This window comes from Veillonella parvula (assembly GCF_902810435.1).
In the GTDB taxonomy this organism is placed as follows: domain Bacteria; phylum Bacillota; class Negativicutes; order Veillonellales; family Veillonellaceae; genus Veillonella.
On sequence record NZ_LR778174.1, the window covers coordinates 1162878 to 1180567 of the forward strand.

General features: G+C 37.5%; 13 protein-coding genes. All 13 read right to left on the reverse strand.

The window, feature by feature from the left end; translation table 11 throughout:
* Positions 1–51 precede the first annotated feature (51 nt).
* The 13 genes from dnaJ to mutS all read right to left on the reverse strand — a co-directional run bounded on the left by dnaJ (position 52) and on the right by mutS (position 17684).
* Complete coding sequence (gene dnaJ / locus FNLLGLLA_RS05240) at positions 52–1209, reverse strand: molecular chaperone DnaJ (protein ID WP_004695739.1); 1158 nt, start codon at positions 1207–1209, stop codon at positions 52–54.
* Positions 1210–1225: 16 nt separating this feature from the next.
* A complete protein-coding gene (dnaK, locus tag FNLLGLLA_RS05245) occupies positions 1226–3067 on the reverse strand; it encodes a molecular chaperone DnaK (RefSeq protein ID WP_004697142.1) in 1842 nt (613 codons plus the stop codon).
* Between the two features lie 27 nt (positions 3068–3094).
* A complete protein-coding gene (grpE, locus tag FNLLGLLA_RS05250; RefSeq protein WP_024061688.1) occupies positions 3095–3640 on the reverse strand; it encodes a nucleotide exchange factor GrpE in 546 nt (181 codons plus the stop codon).
* Positions 3640–4668 carry a heat-inducible transcriptional repressor HrcA gene (hrcA, locus tag FNLLGLLA_RS05255; RefSeq protein WP_101928258.1) on the reverse strand — a complete coding sequence of 343 codons (1029 nt, stop codon included), beginning with the start codon at positions 4666–4668 and terminating at the stop codon, positions 3640–3642. Before hrcA ends, grpE begins: the two co-directional genes overlap by 1 nt.
* A 397-nt stretch (positions 4669–5065) precedes the next feature.
* Complete coding sequence (locus tag FNLLGLLA_RS05260) at positions 5066–5668, reverse strand: nitrite/sulfite reductase domain-containing protein (RefSeq protein WP_024061690.1); 603 nt, start codon at positions 5666–5668, stop codon at positions 5066–5068.
* An 81-nt stretch (positions 5669–5749) separates the two neighbouring features.
* Positions 5750–6934, reverse strand: coding sequence for a radical SAM family heme chaperone HemW (hemW, locus tag FNLLGLLA_RS05265; RefSeq protein WP_118091432.1), 1185 nt, complete (start codon positions 6932–6934; stop codon positions 5750–5752).
* Between the two features lie 4 nt (positions 6935–6938).
* Positions 6939–8738: a translation elongation factor 4 gene (gene lepA, locus FNLLGLLA_RS05270; protein WP_156697540.1), complete on the reverse strand. Its 1800-nt coding sequence runs from the start codon at positions 8736–8738 to the stop codon at positions 6939–6941.
* 38 nt (positions 8739–8776) lie between these two features.
* On the reverse strand, positions 8777–9838 hold the full coding sequence (mnmA, locus tag FNLLGLLA_RS05275) for a tRNA 2-thiouridine(34) synthase MnmA (RefSeq protein WP_004695727.1): 1062 nt from the start codon (positions 9836–9838) through the stop codon (positions 8777–8779).
* 198 nt (positions 9839–10036) lie between these two features.
* Positions 10037–11275: a methionine gamma-lyase family protein gene (locus tag FNLLGLLA_RS05280; RefSeq protein WP_174892300.1), complete on the reverse strand. Its 1239-nt coding sequence runs from the start codon at positions 11273–11275 to the stop codon at positions 10037–10039.
* A complete protein-coding gene (gene miaA, locus FNLLGLLA_RS05285; RefSeq protein ID WP_004695723.1) occupies positions 11272–12201 on the reverse strand; it encodes a tRNA (adenosine(37)-N6)-dimethylallyltransferase MiaA in 930 nt (309 codons plus the stop codon). Before miaA ends, FNLLGLLA_RS05280 begins: the two co-directional genes overlap by 4 nt.
* A complete protein-coding gene (locus FNLLGLLA_RS05290; protein ID WP_004695722.1) occupies positions 12198–13010 on the reverse strand; it encodes a class I SAM-dependent methyltransferase in 813 nt (270 codons plus the stop codon). The genes miaA and FNLLGLLA_RS05290 overlap by 4 nt, the downstream gene beginning before the upstream one ends.
* A gap of 1 nt (position 13011) precedes the next feature.
* Positions 13012–15051, reverse strand: coding sequence for a DNA mismatch repair endonuclease MutL (gene mutL / locus FNLLGLLA_RS05295; RefSeq protein ID WP_156697539.1), 2040 nt, complete (start codon positions 15049–15051; stop codon positions 13012–13014).
* Complete coding sequence (gene mutS, locus FNLLGLLA_RS05300) at positions 15051–17684, reverse strand: DNA mismatch repair protein MutS (RefSeq protein ID WP_156697538.1); 2634 nt, start codon at positions 17682–17684, stop codon at positions 15051–15053. The genes mutL and mutS overlap by 1 nt, the downstream gene beginning before the upstream one ends.
* Positions 17685–17690: the final 6 nt, after the last annotated feature.

Sequence of the window (17690 nt, forward strand, 5' to 3'; positions counted from 1 at the left end):
GCTCCTTTATAGGGAATGTGATGGAACAAACCATTCCTTCACATGAGCTGTTCATTTCGTTAAACAGTCCTTGATTTTTTCAAAGAGACTTTTGCTCACTTGTAAGTTATTTACATCTTCATTACTTTCATTTGCAAAGCGTAACAATAGCTCACGTTGAGTGTCTGTCAACTTCTTAGGCGTTTGGACGGTTACCACAATGTGTTGATCACCCCTTTGGTTAGGGTTACGCAAATATGGAATACCTTTGCCCTTTACGCGGAATGCCGTTCCCGTTTGAGTACCTTCCGGAATCTTTAACTCTACTTTACCATCTAAAGTGTTAACTTGTATAGTCGCACCAAGAGCAGCTTGAGCAAAGCTAATATTTACACGGCTAATAACGTCATTACCATTTCGTTCAAATTCCTTGTGAGGACGAACAAAGATATATACATAGAGATCCCCTTTAGGACCGCCTAAAATACCAGGTTCCCCTTCATTAGCTACACGTAAACGAGATCCGCTATCTACACCAGCTGGAATCTTAATGGAAATCTTCCGTTTAGCCAACATTTCACCAGTACCACGGCATTTAGAGCAAGGTTTTTCAATGCTTTTACCCGTACCATGACAGCGGGAACAAGTGCGAACGGACTGCATACGTCCAAATGGAGTATTTTGAATAACCGCTTCTTGACCAGAACCATGACAGTTTGGACAAGTATCGACACGAGAGCCTGGTTCACCACCAGTACCATGACAGTGATCACATTCTTCATGACGATGCACTTCAATTTCCATAGATTTACCAAAGGCTGCATCTTCAAAGGAAATATCGATATCTTCACGCAAGTCATTACCTTTTTGAGGGCCTTGTTGTTGGCGTCCACCACCAAACATGCCACCAAAAATGTCGCCAAAGATATCACCAAAGCCTCCAGCTTGACCACCAAAACCGCCAAAGCCACCTTGGAAACCACCGGCACCAGCGCCGCCTCCTTGTTTGAAGGCGTCGTGGCCGAATTGGTCATATTGAGCTTTTTTAGTTTCATCAGACAATACTTCGTAAGCTTCGTTAGCTTCTTTAAACTTTGCTTCCGCTTCCTTTGGATTATCTTTATTTACATCTGGATGGTATTGGCGTGCCTTTTTACGGAAGGCTTTTTTGATTTCATCTTGAGAGGCATTTTTACTAACCCCTAGGATGTCATAATAATCTCGTGCCATTCGTTACCAACCCTTCTTATTTCTTGTCATCATCCACTACTGTGTAATCAGCATCAACTACATTGTCATCAGATTTTGTTTGTTGTTGACCTTGTTCAGCACCACCAGCTGCTTGTTGAGCTTGTTGAGCTGCTGCATACATTTGTTCTGCTAATTTATGTAATGGTTGTTCCAAAGCTTCACTATCTTTTTTGATGTCTTCGATATTGCCAGCTTCGATAGATTTTTTCAATTTATCTTTCGCTTCTTCTACTTCTTTCATCAAAGCAGCATCGCCTTTACCTTCAAGGTCTTTCAATGCTTTCTCAGCTTGATATACTAAGGAATCAGCATTGTTTTTAACATCTAATTCTTCTTTTCTAGCTTTATCTTCCGCTGCATGAGCTTCAGCTTCTTTAACCATGCGGTCAATTTCTTCTTCTTTCAAGCCGCTAGAAGAAGTAATGGTAATCTTTTGTTCCTTTTGAGTACCTAAATCTTTAGCTTTTACATGTACGATACCATTAGCATCGATGTCAAATGTTACTTCGATTTGAGGAACCCCACGAGGAGCAGCTGGGATACCATCCAAGTTGAAACGACCCAATGTTTTATTATCTGCTGCGAACTCACGTTCACCTTGCAATACATGAATATCTACAGATGGTTGATTATCTGCTGCAGTGGAGAATACTTGAGATTTAGATGTAGGAATTGTAGTATTACGATCAATAATACGTGTGAATACACCGCCCATTGTTTCGATACCAAGAGACAATGGAGTTACGTCAAGTAACAATACGTCTTTTACTTCACCTACTAATACGCCACCTTGAATAGCAGCACCGATAGCTACACATTCATCAGGGTTAACGTTTTTTGTTGGTTCCTTACCCAATACTTTTTTAATAGCTTCTTGTACAGCTGGGATACGACTAGAACCACCAACTAACAATACTTTATCGATATCGGATGCAGATAAACCAGCATCACTCATAGCTTTACGAGTAGGTTCTATAGTAGCTTGTACCAAATCAGCAGTTAATTCTTCAAATTTAGCACGAGTCAATGTTACATCCAAATGTTTAGGACCAGTAGCATCAGCTGTGATAAATGGCAAGTTGATATTTGTGCTAGCTACGCCAGACAATTCAATTTTTGCTTTTTCAGCAGCTTCTTTTAAACGTTGATCAGCTAATTTATCATTGGATAAATCGATACCAGTTTCTTTTTTGAACTCTTCAATAAGGTAGTTCATAATGCGTTGGTCGAAGTCATCCCCACCAAGGTGGTTATTACCAGATGTTGCTAATACTTCAAATACACCGTCACCAAGTTCAAGGATAGATACGTCGAATGTACCACCACCAAGGTCAAATACAAGAACTTTACCATCTTCATCTTTATCTACACCATATGCAAGAGCAGCTGCTGTAGGTTCGTTGATGATACGAAGTACTTCAAGACCTGCAATGGCACCTGCGTCTTTTGTAGCTTGACGTTGAGCATCTGTAAAGTATGCAGGAACTGTAATAACAGCTTGTTTTACAGGTTCGCCCAAGTAAGCTTCTGCATCAGCTTTGATTTTTTGAAGAATCATTGCAGAAATTTCTTGAGGAGTATAAGATTTACCTTCTACAGTTACTTTGTAGTCTGTACCCATGTGACGTTTAATAGAAATGATTGTATTTTCTGGGTTAGATACAGCTTGACGTTTAGCCAATTGACCAACTAAACGTTCTCCATTTTTTGCAAACCCAACAACGGAAGGAGTTGTACGTGCACCTTCTTGATTTGTAATAACCGTAGGTTCGCCGCCTTCCATAACAGCAACACAAGAGTTTGTTGTCCCTAAATCAATACCAATTACCTTTGCCATAATATATACCTCCTAAAACTTTATAATCTATTCAACAACTTTTACCATTGCTGGACGTATACAACGACCATCAACAGTATAGCCAGTTTGCAAAACTTCACACACCGTATCGGATTCATATTCATCTGACGGTACACGCATAATCGCTTGATGGAAATTTGGATCAAATGGTTGACCCATAGCTTCAATAACAGCTAAACCATGTTTAGATAACATAGCCATCAAATTTTGATGAATCATAATGAATCCATCGAGGAATACTTTTGCTTCCCCTTCTGCAGGACTTTGAACGGCCCGTTCAAAGTTATCCAATACAGGAAGAAGGTCCGTTAATACATCCCCTTTTACATATCCAGCAAGTTGCTCTTTTTCCTGGTTAGTACGACGTTTGAAATTTTCAAAGTCCGCTTGTAACCGTTTATAGCGATTATCAAAGTCGGCTTTAAGTTCTTCTAACACTTGAGCAGCATCAGCCACAGCTTCTTCAGTTTTTTCAACAGTTGGTTCCTCTACATTCGTAGTATCCTCTGTTTCCTCCACTGTTTCTTGTTTAATGTCTTGTTCTTCAGCCATTATTTGCCCTTTCTGTTTTGTTCTTTTACCATAGTTTCCATTATATGTTTCATATGGGACAACATGCCGATGATACGTCCGTATTCCATCCGCGTTGGACCAAGAATAGCAAGAGTTCCGATAGGCTGATCTTGATTCGTAAAATCAGCTTGTACCACACTCATTGAATGTAGCGCTTCAGTTTCATTCTCAATACCAATCTTGACCTTAACAGGTGTTGGAGAATCATCTTTTAATAACTGTCCTAATTGATTTTGTTCTTCCACTAAGGAAAGCAAGGGTTGTACCTTCTCAACAGACTTAAACTCTGGTTGATTTAACAACTCTGTGGTACCTACCGAATAGAACAACTTACGTTTATTAATAGCTCGTAATAATGTCTCCGAAAGGATTAATAAAATTCCCTGCGGTCCTTCCATATGGACCAATATAGATCCTAAAGCCTCAGCCGTTACATGACCAATACTTACATTCTGTAGTGCATTGCTAAATTGTATGGCTAGACTTTGTAAAAGCTCTGGTGAAACACTTTCACCAAAGTACATCAACTCATTATCGAGTGCTCCTGTTTCAGTAATAACTACCATAATGGCTTGATGACTATCTAGCGGTAATACATGAATGTATTTGATTAATGCTCTATCATGGGCTGGTGCTAAGAATAAACTCATGCTATGACTTACCTGTGAAAGTAGTTTAGCCATATTTAGAAAGAGTTCACTCGTTGATCCATTGGAACGCTTCCATAACATTTCAATTTTTTCAGCATCCTGTAATGGAACAGGTTGTCGACTCAGCATAGAATCAACATATAAGCGATAGCCCTTAGCTGAAGGAATACGTCCAGCCGATGTATGAGGTTGCTCTAAATAGCCTAATTCCTCTAAATCGGACATTTCGTTCCGCACCGTAGCAGGACTGATGCCAAGATCATAATTTTTAGCAATCGTTCGAGATCCTACAGGTTCTGCGGACTTAACATAGTCTTCAATTATGACTCGCAAGATGCGCTGTTTTCTTTCATCCATAATGACACCTCTTGTTAGCACTCATTAACTTTGAGTGCTAATCGCATGTATAATATTACCATATTAAAAAAAATTGTCAAGCTAAAAAATGCCAAAAAAGTCAAATAATATCAATTTAGTCAAAAAGACAAATCAATATTTTTGATTAATTAGTCAAAAAATCAAAGTGCAACAATAAGAAAACACTTATACTATCTACATTTATGACATATCCCAAAATTTAAAGATTAGAATATGTAGTTCTAATAAAATTTCTATTATTAAAACCTGAAATAGTATAAGTGTTTATATATAATAATTTAGTTGTCAATAAACTCTTAGTTAAAATACTTTTTTGGCCCAAGAATTTACGGACTATAAACTATAAATCAATTAGAACTAAAATGTACTAATTGATTTATAGTTCTACCCCTTCTAATGGATTGCCAAGACGCTCTAACAGTTTCCCCATACGTTCACGAGGTTCACCATATTTAGCATACCAATCAATCAAAATATCTACAGCTTTTTTAGATTGCTCAATAGTTAGTTTTCTTGCTAAAATTTTTCCTGCTTCAGGTCTCATGCCTGTATTACCACCAACAGCCAACATAAAACCTTGAGATGTACCGATAAAGGCAATATCCTTTACCATTGCATCTGGGCAGTTACGTCCACATCCACTGATGCCGATTTTGCACTTGTGAGAGGTTTTTCGGCCGTAATGTTTTCTCTCTACATAATCAGCCAATTCTTTAGTTTCCATTTGTCCATTTTTACAATGGCCTTTACCTACACAAGCAATTAAGGAATTAACACCTCTATGAATAACAGTGGTCACGCCATCAGGCAATTCAGAAATAAACTGCTCCTTATCATCTTTTTCAATACCTGTAATTTGTATACCTGTTACAACATGACGGAAGGATCCACCATATTTTTCAGCAAGTTCTATGCATGCTTTCATTTGATCTAAAGTAAATTCATTATGTAAACCGTGTAATATTACAGATGTCTTCATCGCTCCTCCTCAAATCTAGCATGCTTATTCACCATCATCCTATTTATACTAACATATTAGATTTTGAGAAACTGTGAGAAATTACTCACGAATAAATTGACTAAATACATAGTTCCCATGCTTGGCACCTTCAGCGGTTAAATGATAACTTCCATTTTGATACTCTAATAGACCTTTACTAACTAAATCATCTAAAGCAGTACCAAATAAATCATGGACAGATACGCCAAATTTATCTTCGAATTTTTGCTCATCAAGGCCCCATTTAGTGCGAAGGGCTAAAAAGGAAAAATCCTCTTGAGCTCGCTCTAAAGTAATCGTCTCCGTATCAATAGTAGGCATAATATATCTGTCAACAGATTGTATATAGGGCATTACATTACGATTATTACTACGGCGTACTCCGTCATAGAAGGAATGAGCACCAGCACCAAAGCCTAAATAATCTATATAGTGCCAATATTTTAAATTATGACGACTATAGGAATTAGCCTTGGCGAAATTTGAAATCTCATATCGTTCAAAACCCAATTCTTTTAAACCAGCCATCATTGTATCATACATTGATTCATCTATACTTTCACTAGGAATGAAAATAAGATTTTTCTGAACTAAATGATATAAATAGGTCCCCACTTCTACTTGTAATCCATAAGTAGAAATATGATTAATAGGCAACTCTTCTACGACTGCTAAATTACGTTTAATATCGTCTAAGGATTGTCTTGGTAATCCATAAATCAAATCAATATTAATATCAGCAAAGCCCGCCTCTTTAGCATCATAAACGGCTTGTTTTGCCTGTTCCCCGTTGTGACTGCGATGAAGCATGGTAAGTGCCTTATCGTCAAATGTTTGAACACCAAAGCTAATACGATTAAAACCAAATTTAACTAATTTCGTTAAATAATGTAAATTTACTTCCCCAGGATTCGATTCAATAGTCATATGACAATCGTCAGTAATTGTAAAAGTGTTTTTGATTTTATCAAGAATCATCTGTAGATGTTGAATCGATAATTCTGTAGGCGTACCTCCACCAAAATAAATTGTATCAATAGCTTTAGATGTTGACTCTGGATGTTCAGAGACCCATAAATCGATTTCTTGAACTAAAGCATATACATAGGTTTCGTAATAATCTTGTAAATTTTGGTAAGCAGGAAAATCACAATACATACATTTCTGTTTACAAAAAGGGATATGGACATATAGCCCCATATCCCTCAGTGTAGACAGATTCAGAATATCAGAATCTGTTTTCATTTTATTAGTCCTCAACCTTGAGAATAGCCATGAATGCTTCTTGTGGAATCTCTACGGAACCGACAGACTTCATACGTTTCTTACCGGCTTTTTGTTTTTCAAGTAATTTACGCTTACGAGAGATATCGCCACCGTAACATTTTGCCAAAACATCCTTACGCCAAGCTTTTACAGTTTCACGAGCCACAATTTTTGTACCTACCGCCGCTTGAATAGGAATTTCAAACATTTGACGAGGAATCAATTCTTTCAATTTCTCAGCTAATGCACGACCACGTGCAGTTGCACGGTCTTTGTGTACAATAATGGACAATGCATCCACAGGATCTCCATTTAAGAGAATATCCATCTTAACCATTGGAGATTGTTTATATCCAATCAATTCGTAGTCAAGGGATGCATAACCTTTTGTAGCGGATTTTAATTTATCAAAGTAATCATAAATGATTTCACTCAATGGCAAGTGATAAACGACAGATACTCGTGTTTCATCCAAATATTCCATAGATTGATATTCACCGCGTTTATCTTGGGACAACTCCATAATAGTACCAACAAAATCTTTAGGTACAATTGTTGTAGCCTTTACATAAGGCTCTTCAATGTAATCAATTTCCGTTGGAGGTGGTAATTTAGCAGGATTATCGACTTCGAGCATTTCCCCATTTGTTTTGTACACTTTGTAATTTACAGATGGAGCCGTCGTAATAAGTGTCAAATTATATTCACGTTCTAAACGTTCTTGAATTACGTCCATATGCAAAAGGCCGAGAAACCCACAACGGAAACCAAAGCCCAATGCCAATGATGTTTCTGCTTCATATTCTAAGGCAGCATCATTAAGCTGTAACTTTTCTAATGCATCTCGAAGGTTTTCATAGTCTTTAGACTCTGTTGGGTAAAGGCCACAGTACACCATAGATACAGCCTTACGATAACCAGGCAATGGCTCAGTTGCAGGATTATTAGCTAATGTTACAGTATCGCCTACATGGCAATCTTTTACATTTTTGATGCTAGCTGCAATACAACCTACTGAGCCACATTGTAATTCTTGCACAGGTACAAGATTGGGAGTAAAAATACCGAGTTCTGTAACATCAAAGTCCTTTTTATCATGCATCATGCGAATTGTATCTTTTGCTTTTATAGACCCTTCTTTTACGCGGACATAAGCAATAGCACCTTTATACGCGTCAAAACGGCTATCAAAAATCAAGGCTCTTGTTGGCTCATCAGATTTATCTGGTGGTGCAGGAACTTTATTTACAATAGCTTCTAAAATATCAGGAATACCGATACCTGATTTGGCAGAGCATAATACAGCATCAGATGCGTCTAAACCAATAATATCTTCAATTTCTTGTTTAACGCGATCAGGATCTGCTGACGGCAAATCAATCTTGTTAATAACAGGAATGATTTCAAGATCATGTTCTAAAGCGAGATATACATTTGCCAACGTTTGTGCTTCCACACCTTGTGCAGCATCGACTACGAGTAATGCCCCTTCACAGGCTGCAAGAGAACGAGATACTTCATAGCTGAAATCGACGTGGCCTGGAGTATCGATGAGATTCAAAATATATTCTTCACCGTCTTGCGCTTTATACAAAATACGAACAGATTGCGCTTTAATAGTAATGCCGCGTTCACGTTCAAGGTCCATGGAGTCCAAAACTTGAGCCTCCATTTCACGTTTTTGTAATGTACCAGTATATTCAATTAATCTATCAGCGATGGTTGATTTACCATGGTCGATATGAGCTATAATACAGAAGTTTCGAATCTTTTTCGTTGACATACTATGTAAACAAGTTCAAAGAACTTGCATTCTCCTTTCTAACATACGCGATCGATAACAGCACCTCCCAATAATTGAGTGCCATTATAAAAGGCTACAGACTGACCTGGGGTAATAGCCCGTTGTGGTTCTTCAAAAATAACCTCCATTGTATCGTCATCTAAAATACGTGCTGTGCAAGGAGAAGGGTTAGCTGCATAGCGAATTTTTCCTTCTGCCTTCAATTCCTTATGAATTGTATCATCTAAGAAGTTATAGAACTTACAAATCATACGATTTGTAAAGAGACGTTCATTAGGACCCACGATGACCTCATTACGATCCCCATTAAATCCAATAACATATAAAGGGTGTTTATAAGCAATACCAAGGCCTTTACGTTGACCAATCGTATAATTAAATAAGCCGTTGTGCTTACCTAATACCTCACCATCTTCGGTAACGATATTACCAGACTCTGGCTTACCCTTCATTTCTTCTACCACTAGCTTTTGATAATTCCCATGAGGCAAGAAACAAATATCTACGCTATCTGGTTTTTTAGCGACTGGCAAATCATATTCAGCAGCTAATTTACGTGTTTCAGTCTTACATTGACCACCTAATGGAAACATAAGATGACTCAAAATACGTTGGTTCATATTGTACATAACATAACTTTGGTCTTTTGTAGGATCAACACCTTTATGTAACTCATATAGACCTGTTTCTTCATTATAATTTACTTGTGCATAATGACCAGTTACCATATGTGTGGCACCTAATTCAAGAGCACGATTGAGCATCAAGTCAAACTTGATGTTCTTGTTACAAAATACACAAGGATTTGGCGTACGACCATAGGCATATTCTTTTACAAAGTAATCTACTACGTTTTCGTAGAATACATCACGAGCATCGATAACATGATGCTCGATACCAAGAAAATCACACATCTTCTTAGCATCAGTTACGGCAAGAGGCACCTCATCATAGGGCGTACCACTCACCCATAACCATAGGGTAATACCAAATACTTTATAGCCTTGTTTTAATAGCATTGCAGCAGTTAAAGAACTGTCTACGCCGCCACTCATAGCTACAGCGATAACTTTTTCCATACTTTCTCCTTTTAATGATCTCTTGATCATAAAACTAATCAGGGTGAAAGCCTGACGTGTAAAACACTAGTTCGGTGTAAAAGTCCGAGTAGTATTGCTATAAAATTATAGCAACTTATATTATAGCCTAGAAATAGGTATATTGAAAAGATTTGAAATAAAAAGAATCCCTTTCACAAAAGAAAGAGATTCTAAACATTATCTATGTTTTAATAGTTCTTCAGCAGCTCCTAATATACCAAGCATGGAATGTTCAAACACTAGGCCACCCTGCATGAAAATTGTATATGGTGGACGTATAGGACCATCGGCACTGAGTTCAATAGAGGAACCTTGTACAAAGGTACCACCAGCCATGATGATTTTATCTTCGTACCCAGGCATATCCCCAGGAATAGGATGTACGTGAGCATCTACAGGAGAATAGGCTTGCATACCTACACAGAAATGCTCCATTTCTTCCCCATTTTTCAGATTAATGGCTTGAATCAAATCATAGCGATCAGCATTTACCTTAGGGAATACATCATAACCTAGTAACTCACCTACAGCAGCCGTATATACAGCACCTTTAAGAGCTTGTAATACTACGTGAGGTGCCATAAATAAACCTTGGAAGAACAAGCGATAACCAGGAGCATATGAACCCATATGATCGCCAAGTCCAGGAGCTATCAATTGATACGCTGCATCCTCTACAAGGTTTTCTCTACCAACAATATAACCACCAGTTGGTGCTAAACCGCCACCTGCATTTTTAATGAGAGAGCCAGCCATAATATCAGCACCAGCTTCTAATGGTTCTTGCAGCTCTGTAAATTCACCGTAACAATTATCTACGAAACAAATCGTTTTAGAGTTTTTAGCTTTTACAGCATCTACAATAACCTTAACATCTGCAATAGATAAAGGTTCACGTGTGCTATAGCCTCGAGACCGTTGAATCACTACTACCCGCGTATTATCGTTAACAGCGTTAGCAATAGCTTCAACATCATAGGTATTATCTTTCAATGGAACCTCAGTATAGGTAAAGCCTTTTTCTACTAAAGAACCACGTACTTCACGAGCGGCACCGATAACGGATTGCATTGTATCATAAGGAGCCCCTACGGCATAGATAAACTCTGTCCCTTTAGAGCCATTTCCCATCAAAGAAATTAATGTAGTAGCTAACGCATGTGTACCAGAAACAAAATGAGGACGAACGATAGCCTTTTCACCTTTAAATACATAGGCAAATACTTCATCTAATTTTTCACGCCCTACGTCGTTATATCCATAACCAGTAGTACCAGTGAAATGATAATCAGATACTTGGCATTCCTTAAAGGCTTCTAATACTTTTTTTGTATTGGCCAATGCAATAGGTTCAAATTTCTTAAATTCTGGTTCAGCCATTTCTAGGGCTTTACTGCGTATTTCTTCTAATGTCATGCTAATCCTTCTCTACGGATTAAATCCATAGCTTTATTAAATATAAAATCTTTAGATGTATTGCTATCAATATGTATCCATTCTATATATGGCATACGTTTATACCATGTAATTTGGCGCTTAGCAAAGTGACGTGTATTCTTCTTAATTAAGTCACGACACTCATCTAATGTTATATTGTCATTTATATAGTCTACAACCTCTTTATAGCCAATACCTTTAAAAGCTTGGCAATCTGGATTCACTCCAGATTTTATGAGTTGTTCCACCTCTTCAATCAAACCTGCATCAAACATCATATCAACGCGTAAATTGATGCGTTCATATAATTTATCACGATCTCTCATGAGACCGATAACAGAACCTTTATAGGATACACCATCTTTTGTCTGATTTCGCAACGAATCTACATCACCATGATGCAATATCTCAATAGCTCGATACAAACGATGTTTGTCGCTATATTGTATCTCTATATTATGCTCTTTACCTAATGTGAAAGCATAGTCTCGTAAGCCTTCAATACCTTTTGTACTATAGAGCTCATCGAGTTCTGCTCGCAAATATTCGTCAGGTTTAACATCATTAAAGTTGTAGTTCTCCAATAATGATTGGACATACAGTCCTGTACCACCAGACAGAATAGGAAGAATATTTCTATCTTTTAATCTTGCAATTATTTCTTTAGCTTGATCTTGAAAAATAGATACCGAATATGAATCATTTGGATCCAGTATATCGATGAGATGATGTTTCACCCGATTAAGTTCATCCACCGATGGTTTAGCGGTACCAATATTGAGTTGTTTATAAACCTGATAAGCATCACCAGAAATAACCTCAGCATGCAGATGTTCTGCTAAGTCCAAGGTAAGATCTGTTTTGCCTACCGCAGTAGGTCCAACGATGGTAATTAAGGGATTCACAATAACTCCTTCATATATACTCCATAACCTATACGGCTATATTTTCCCCCTACCCATTGGTGAGGTGGATATTTCTGAAAGACAGAACTAAATGGTCGTTCTTTAATAATAACACCATAAGAGGCAACACGCATAGCTTCCTCCATAATTTTATCATCAATACGACTTTCCACAGTATGTCCACGAAGTGGTTTAAATTGAGGACTATCCTCTACAGGGACCTCAAACATAGGATCAAAATAAATAATATCTATACTTTCATCTGGTAGATTAGGTACATAGTTTTCAAAGGTATCATAACTTACCTCAATACGACGTAATGCGTCCGTCACACTTTTCACATTATGCGAATAATGAGCTAAACCATAAGATGTGGCAAGCCATATAGATAGAGAACCTTCTAGACCTTTTATTTTAGCCTGAGGAAAAGCATAGCTCATGACGATACTGTCACTACCAAGACCAATTGTACAATCAAGAAACGAAAATTCTTCTTTATCAGTTATTTCATTAGTACTTAGTATTGTCTGAACAGCATTAATTAAATGATCTCCTTCTCCACGTTGCAAACGTAGTATACGTAATTGAGCCATGGATAAATGAAAGCTATGTTGCTGATTATCAGGAAAATGAATAGTTAAGCCATTACCAGAAAGAACAGCAATAAAATCACATGGATGAGCATTAAATAATGCTGGTATAGATAATTTTCCTCTTTTTATATAGGCCATATGCATAGAGGAAGCCAAAGCTTTGGCTTCCTCTTGAATGGCCTCATTAGATTTTTGAGCTGTAGTTAATATATTCATATTAAGACCGTAAGAATAATTTACCTAATTCATCAGGTGTAAATTTGATAATCGTAGGACGACCATGAGGACATACATATGGTTTTTCGGTACTAAATAAGTCCTCAATTAAGGTAGTCATTTGATACATATTTAAATTATGACCTGCCTTGATGGCCCCTCTACAAGATGCATAAGCTAACATTTCATGTCGTAATTGGGCCTTAGTAGGCTGTTGATGATCATGTAAGTAAGAGAATATATATTGCAGAATTTCAAATGCTTTTGACTCTACTAAATCTACTGGAGCCCCTACTAATTTTATCTTAGTAGGACCACCTAACTCTACATCAAAGCCAAGATCAAGTAATGTTTCTCGTTCTTCCTCTACTAAATTCATTTCATCATTTGTGGCCTCACTATACTGAGGAACCAAAATAGATTGCATAGGAATCGATTCAGAAGACTTACACAACTTATCATAACGCACACGCTCATGTGCAGCATGTTGATCTATGATATATAGATCATCACCTTTTTTAGCTAATATATAACAAGATGCAACTTGACCCATTGGTAAAAAGCCCGAGTTTTGAATTGTACGTTCTTCTATCTCTTCGTTACGAATATCGTGAGACAAGGATTTAAACTTCTCTACATCTTCCGAAGTATAACTAGTGTATGCAGTAGGAACAGCTTCAAAACTTTCATCTACAAAAGAGGATTGTTCATAAGTAGCCTTAGGTGCAGGTGGTGTATACCCCTTTGTTTTAAGATTTTCCACAAACTGCGAAGTTTCACCGCGCATGACTTCATAGCCTTTTGTACGGCGTCCACCAAAAACCTTATCATAATCTATAGCTGTTGCTATATGTTCAGCTGACTGCATCGAATCGTGTACAACAGTAGGTGCTTGATAAGAATCATAAGTAGTATTACCAGCTAAGAATGTACTATTAGAACTAAAATTCTTAATATCACTATTACTAGCAATATCATTACCATATTTATCGGATATGTTAGCAACTGTACCCGTCATATAAGATGATGACTCTCGTTCGTATCTCTCATGGAGTGGATTATTTAAAGCATTTAAGATACCGTGATATACGGCTTTAAATATAATCTTATCATCTGAGAATTTAACTTCACTCTTGCGAGGATGTACGTTTATATCAACCATTCTCGCAGGCACAGTAATATTTAGTACCACTAAAGGATGACCATTTTTCGGCAATAGTGCATGGTATGCATTATCGATAGCCTTCATTATGGTTTTATCAGAAATCACGCGATTATTGACGATAATGGTCTGCCATATCCTTGTACTTTTAAGAAGTGTGGGCTTACTCACTACGCCATCGATATAGATAGAATCACTTTCATAGGCAACAGTAAAAATATCTTCTTTGGTTTTATATCCATATAGCGCAGCTACAGTATCACTAATATCGCCATTTCCTGGTGTGATAATAGCTACCCGATCATCGATGATAAGCTTAAAAGAAATATGTGGATTACTTAGAGCTAATTTCCCTACAATATCTTGAATTTTAGAGGCTTCTGTACGCTCCGTTTTTAAGAATTTACGACGAGCCGGTGTATTATAAAATAAATCTTTAATTTCGATAGTTGTACCAGGTGCCGCACCATAAGGAATGCAATCGGTAAAGGTGCCGCCATCAACAGTAATACGAGTCCCCAAATAAGAGTCTGCTTTACGAGTAGTCAAAGAGAAATGAGATACAGAGGCAATACTAGCCAAGGCCTCCCCACGGAAGCCTAGGGACGCAATATCAAAGAGGTCCTCTACTTGTTGAATTTTAGAGGTTGCATGACGTAGAATCGCCAAGCGAGCATCTTCCTCCGTCATACCGATACCATTATCAGTAATCCGCATATAGGCCACACCGCCTTCACCAATTTCAACCTCAATATTAGTGGCAGACGCATCAATAGAGTTTTCAATGAGCTCTTTAATAACTGATGCGGGACGTTCAACGACTTCACCGGCAGCTATCTTATTGATTGTCGTTTCATCCAATACGTGAATGGTTGCCATTATTTCCCGCCTCCTTTACGAGCTTCCTCTTGTAGTTCATATAATTTATTTAATGCTTCAATTGGAGTCATACTCATTACATCGACTTCCAGTAAGCTATCTACTACGGAATGGGTAAATAAATTGCCTAGTGGAGAATCACTAACTTGCTTAACCGCTGGTTTTGCCACATTAGTAAGTTGAGCACCCATAACTCGATTATTTAAGTCACTTGCATCATGACTTTGATCTTCCAAGGATTCTAAAATCACTTCAGCTCGTTTTAATACAGCGTTAGGTAGGCCCGCCAGTCTGGCAACATGGATACCATAACTGCGATCTGCACCACCTTTAATGATACGACGCAAGAAAGCAACATCTTTCCCTTTTTCTTTAACTGCAACGGTATAATTTTTTAATTTACTATAGCTTTCTTCTAAGCAAATCAATTCATGGTAGTGCGTTGCAAATAAAGTCTTGCTATGAATGTGCTTACAAATATGTTCCACTACGGCTTGTGCGATACTCAAACCATCAAAGGTACTCGTACCCCGACCAATTTCATCGAGAATAATTAAACTATTATGGGTAGCATTTTCTAAAATATACGCTACCTCTTTCATTTCTACCATGAACGTGCTTTGACCAGTAGAAATATCGTCGCTAGCACCGACACGTGTAAAAATACGATCCACAGGTGAGATAGACGCTTCACGAGCAGGGATAAAGGAACCAATCTGTGCCATAATCATTAAGATAGCCACTTGACGCATGTAAGTAGATTTACCTGCCATATTAGGGCCTGTAATGAGTAAAAATTCTTCATCATCATGATTTAGAACGATATCATTTGGTACAAATACCTCACGTTTTAAAAACTTTTCAATAACTGGATGACGACCATCACGAATATTGATTTGACCATTCATTACAATAGTTGGACAAATATAATTTTCTTCATAAGCAACCAAAGCAAGAGAGCACAATACATCAAGGTCTGCAAGAGCACGTGCCGTTTCTTGCACATCTTTGATAACGAGTTTAATGTCATTGCGTAATTGTTGATATAGTTCGTGTTCCAACGCGATGATTTTATCTTTCGCACTGAGAATTTTAATTTCAAATTCTTTTAACTCAGGCGTAATATAGCGTTCAGCATTGGCCAGGGTTTGTTTTCGTATGAAATAGTCTGGTACTTGTTCTGATTTACTATGGGATACCTCGAAATAGTAGCCAAACACTTTATTATAACCAGTCTTAATTTTTGAAAGCCCTGTAGCTTCTTTAATATCCGCTTCCATCTTGGCGAGCCATTGCTCGCTATTAGTCGCTAAAGAACGTAGCTCATCTAAATCAGCATTAAATCCATCTTTAATAACACGACCGTCTTTTAATGTCAACGCTGGTTGCTCTGCAATAGCTCGACATAATAAGTCATAAATATCTTTATGATCTTGCATGCGCTCATTAATAGATGTTAAAGCTAGACTTGAACATGTACCTAATACATTCTTAATATCAGGTAGAACTGCTAATGACTCACGAAGAGCCGTTAAATCTCTGGGAGACACAGATCCGGTTTCAACACGACCAACGATGCGTTCAAAATCGTAAATACAATCTAAAAAGTTACGAATATGAGAACGTTCAGCACCGCGTGTAATAAGTTCTGAAACGGCTGCTTGACGACGTTGTATTTGATTTATATCAGTTAATGGACTTTCAAGCCATTGTTTTAAAAGGCGTGCCCCCATTGGTGTCAACGTACGATCTAGTACATCCAGTAAAGTACCTTTTTGTCCACCATCGCGTAAATTATGAGTAATTTCAAGGTGCCGCAAAGAAGATGTATCAAGAATAAGGCGATTACCTACACTTAATTGATGTACATAGTTGATATGAGAAATTTCAGATTTAATGATATCCTCTAAGTACAAAAGCATATAACCTAATGCTTCCCATACATCCTCTTCCATAAGGCCTAAATCACCGAAATGAGTTACAGCTTTTTCAGCTACTTCACGTTGTGTATAGTATGTAGAAAAAGGAGAAAATACGACATTACTAAATTGATTTTCAATAAAATCCTGAATATCTTGCGGTAATATCGTTCCTTCAGGCAATATGATTTCACTTGGTCTATACATGCTGAGTGCATCGTACATATCACTGCGTTTTTCACAATCAGTAATGCGGTGCCAAATAACTTCCCCTGTAGATACATCAGAAAACACAAGAATCCACGTATCTTTTACCATATAAAATAATGATAAAAAGTTATTTGACCGTGCATCGTTACCATTTTCTGTCATCACTGTACCAGGAGTAACAACTTTAATGACATCGCGCTTAACAATGCCTTTAACTGCTTTAGGATCTTCTAGTTGTTCACAGATAGCAACTTTATATCCTTTTTTTACAAGCGTTTCTATGTAGCTTTCAGCCGCATGAAAAGGAACGCCACACATCGGTGTGCGTTCCTCATCTCCTGTAGGACGACCTGTTAAGGTAATATTAAGTTCACGTGATGCGACTAAAGCATCCTCATTAAATAATTCATAAAAATCACCTAATCGAAAGAACAATAATTCTTCAGAGTATCTAGATTTAATATCTAAATACTGCTCCATCATAGGTGTTTGCTTTTTACTCATATTCAC

Coding starts and splice junctions, on each gene's coding strand:
- dnaJ (WP_004695739.1), bottom strand. CDS start 1,209: ATGGCACGAGATTATTATGACATCCTAGGGGTTAGTAAAAATGCCTCT.
- dnaK (WP_004697142.1), bottom strand. CDS start 3,067: ATGGCAAAGGTAATTGGTATTGATTTAGGGACAACAAACTCTTGTGTT.
- grpE (WP_024061688.1), bottom strand. CDS start 3,640: ATGGCTGAAGAACAAGACATTAAACAAGAAACAGTGGAGGAAACAGAG.
- hrcA (WP_101928258.1), bottom strand. CDS start 4,668: ATGGATGAAAGAAAACAGCGCATCTTGCGAGTCATAATTGAAGACTAT.
- FNLLGLLA_RS05260 (WP_024061690.1), bottom strand. CDS start 5,668: ATGAAGACATCTGTAATATTACACGGTTTACATAATGAATTTACTTTA.
- hemW (WP_118091432.1), bottom strand. CDS start 6,934: ATGAAAACAGATTCTGATATTCTGAATCTGTCTACACTGAGGGATATG.
- lepA (WP_156697540.1), bottom strand. CDS start 8,738: ATGTCAACGAAAAAGATTCGAAACTTCTGTATTATAGCTCATATCGAC.
- mnmA (WP_004695727.1), bottom strand. CDS start 9,838: ATGGAAAAAGTTATCGCTGTAGCTATGAGTGGCGGCGTAGACAGTTCT.
- FNLLGLLA_RS05280 (WP_174892300.1), bottom strand. CDS start 11,275: ATGACATTAGAAGAAATACGCAGTAAAGCCCTAGAAATGGCTGAACCA.
- FNLLGLLA_RS05290 (WP_004695722.1), bottom strand. CDS start 13,010: ATGAATATATTAACTACAGCTCAAAAATCTAATGAGGCCATTCAAGAG.
- mutL (WP_156697539.1), bottom strand. CDS start 15,051: ATGGCAACCATTCACGTATTGGATGAAACGACAATCAATAAGATAGCT.
- mutS (WP_156697538.1), bottom strand. CDS start 17,684: ATGAGTAAAAAGCAAACACCTATGATGGAGCAGTATTTAGATATTAAA.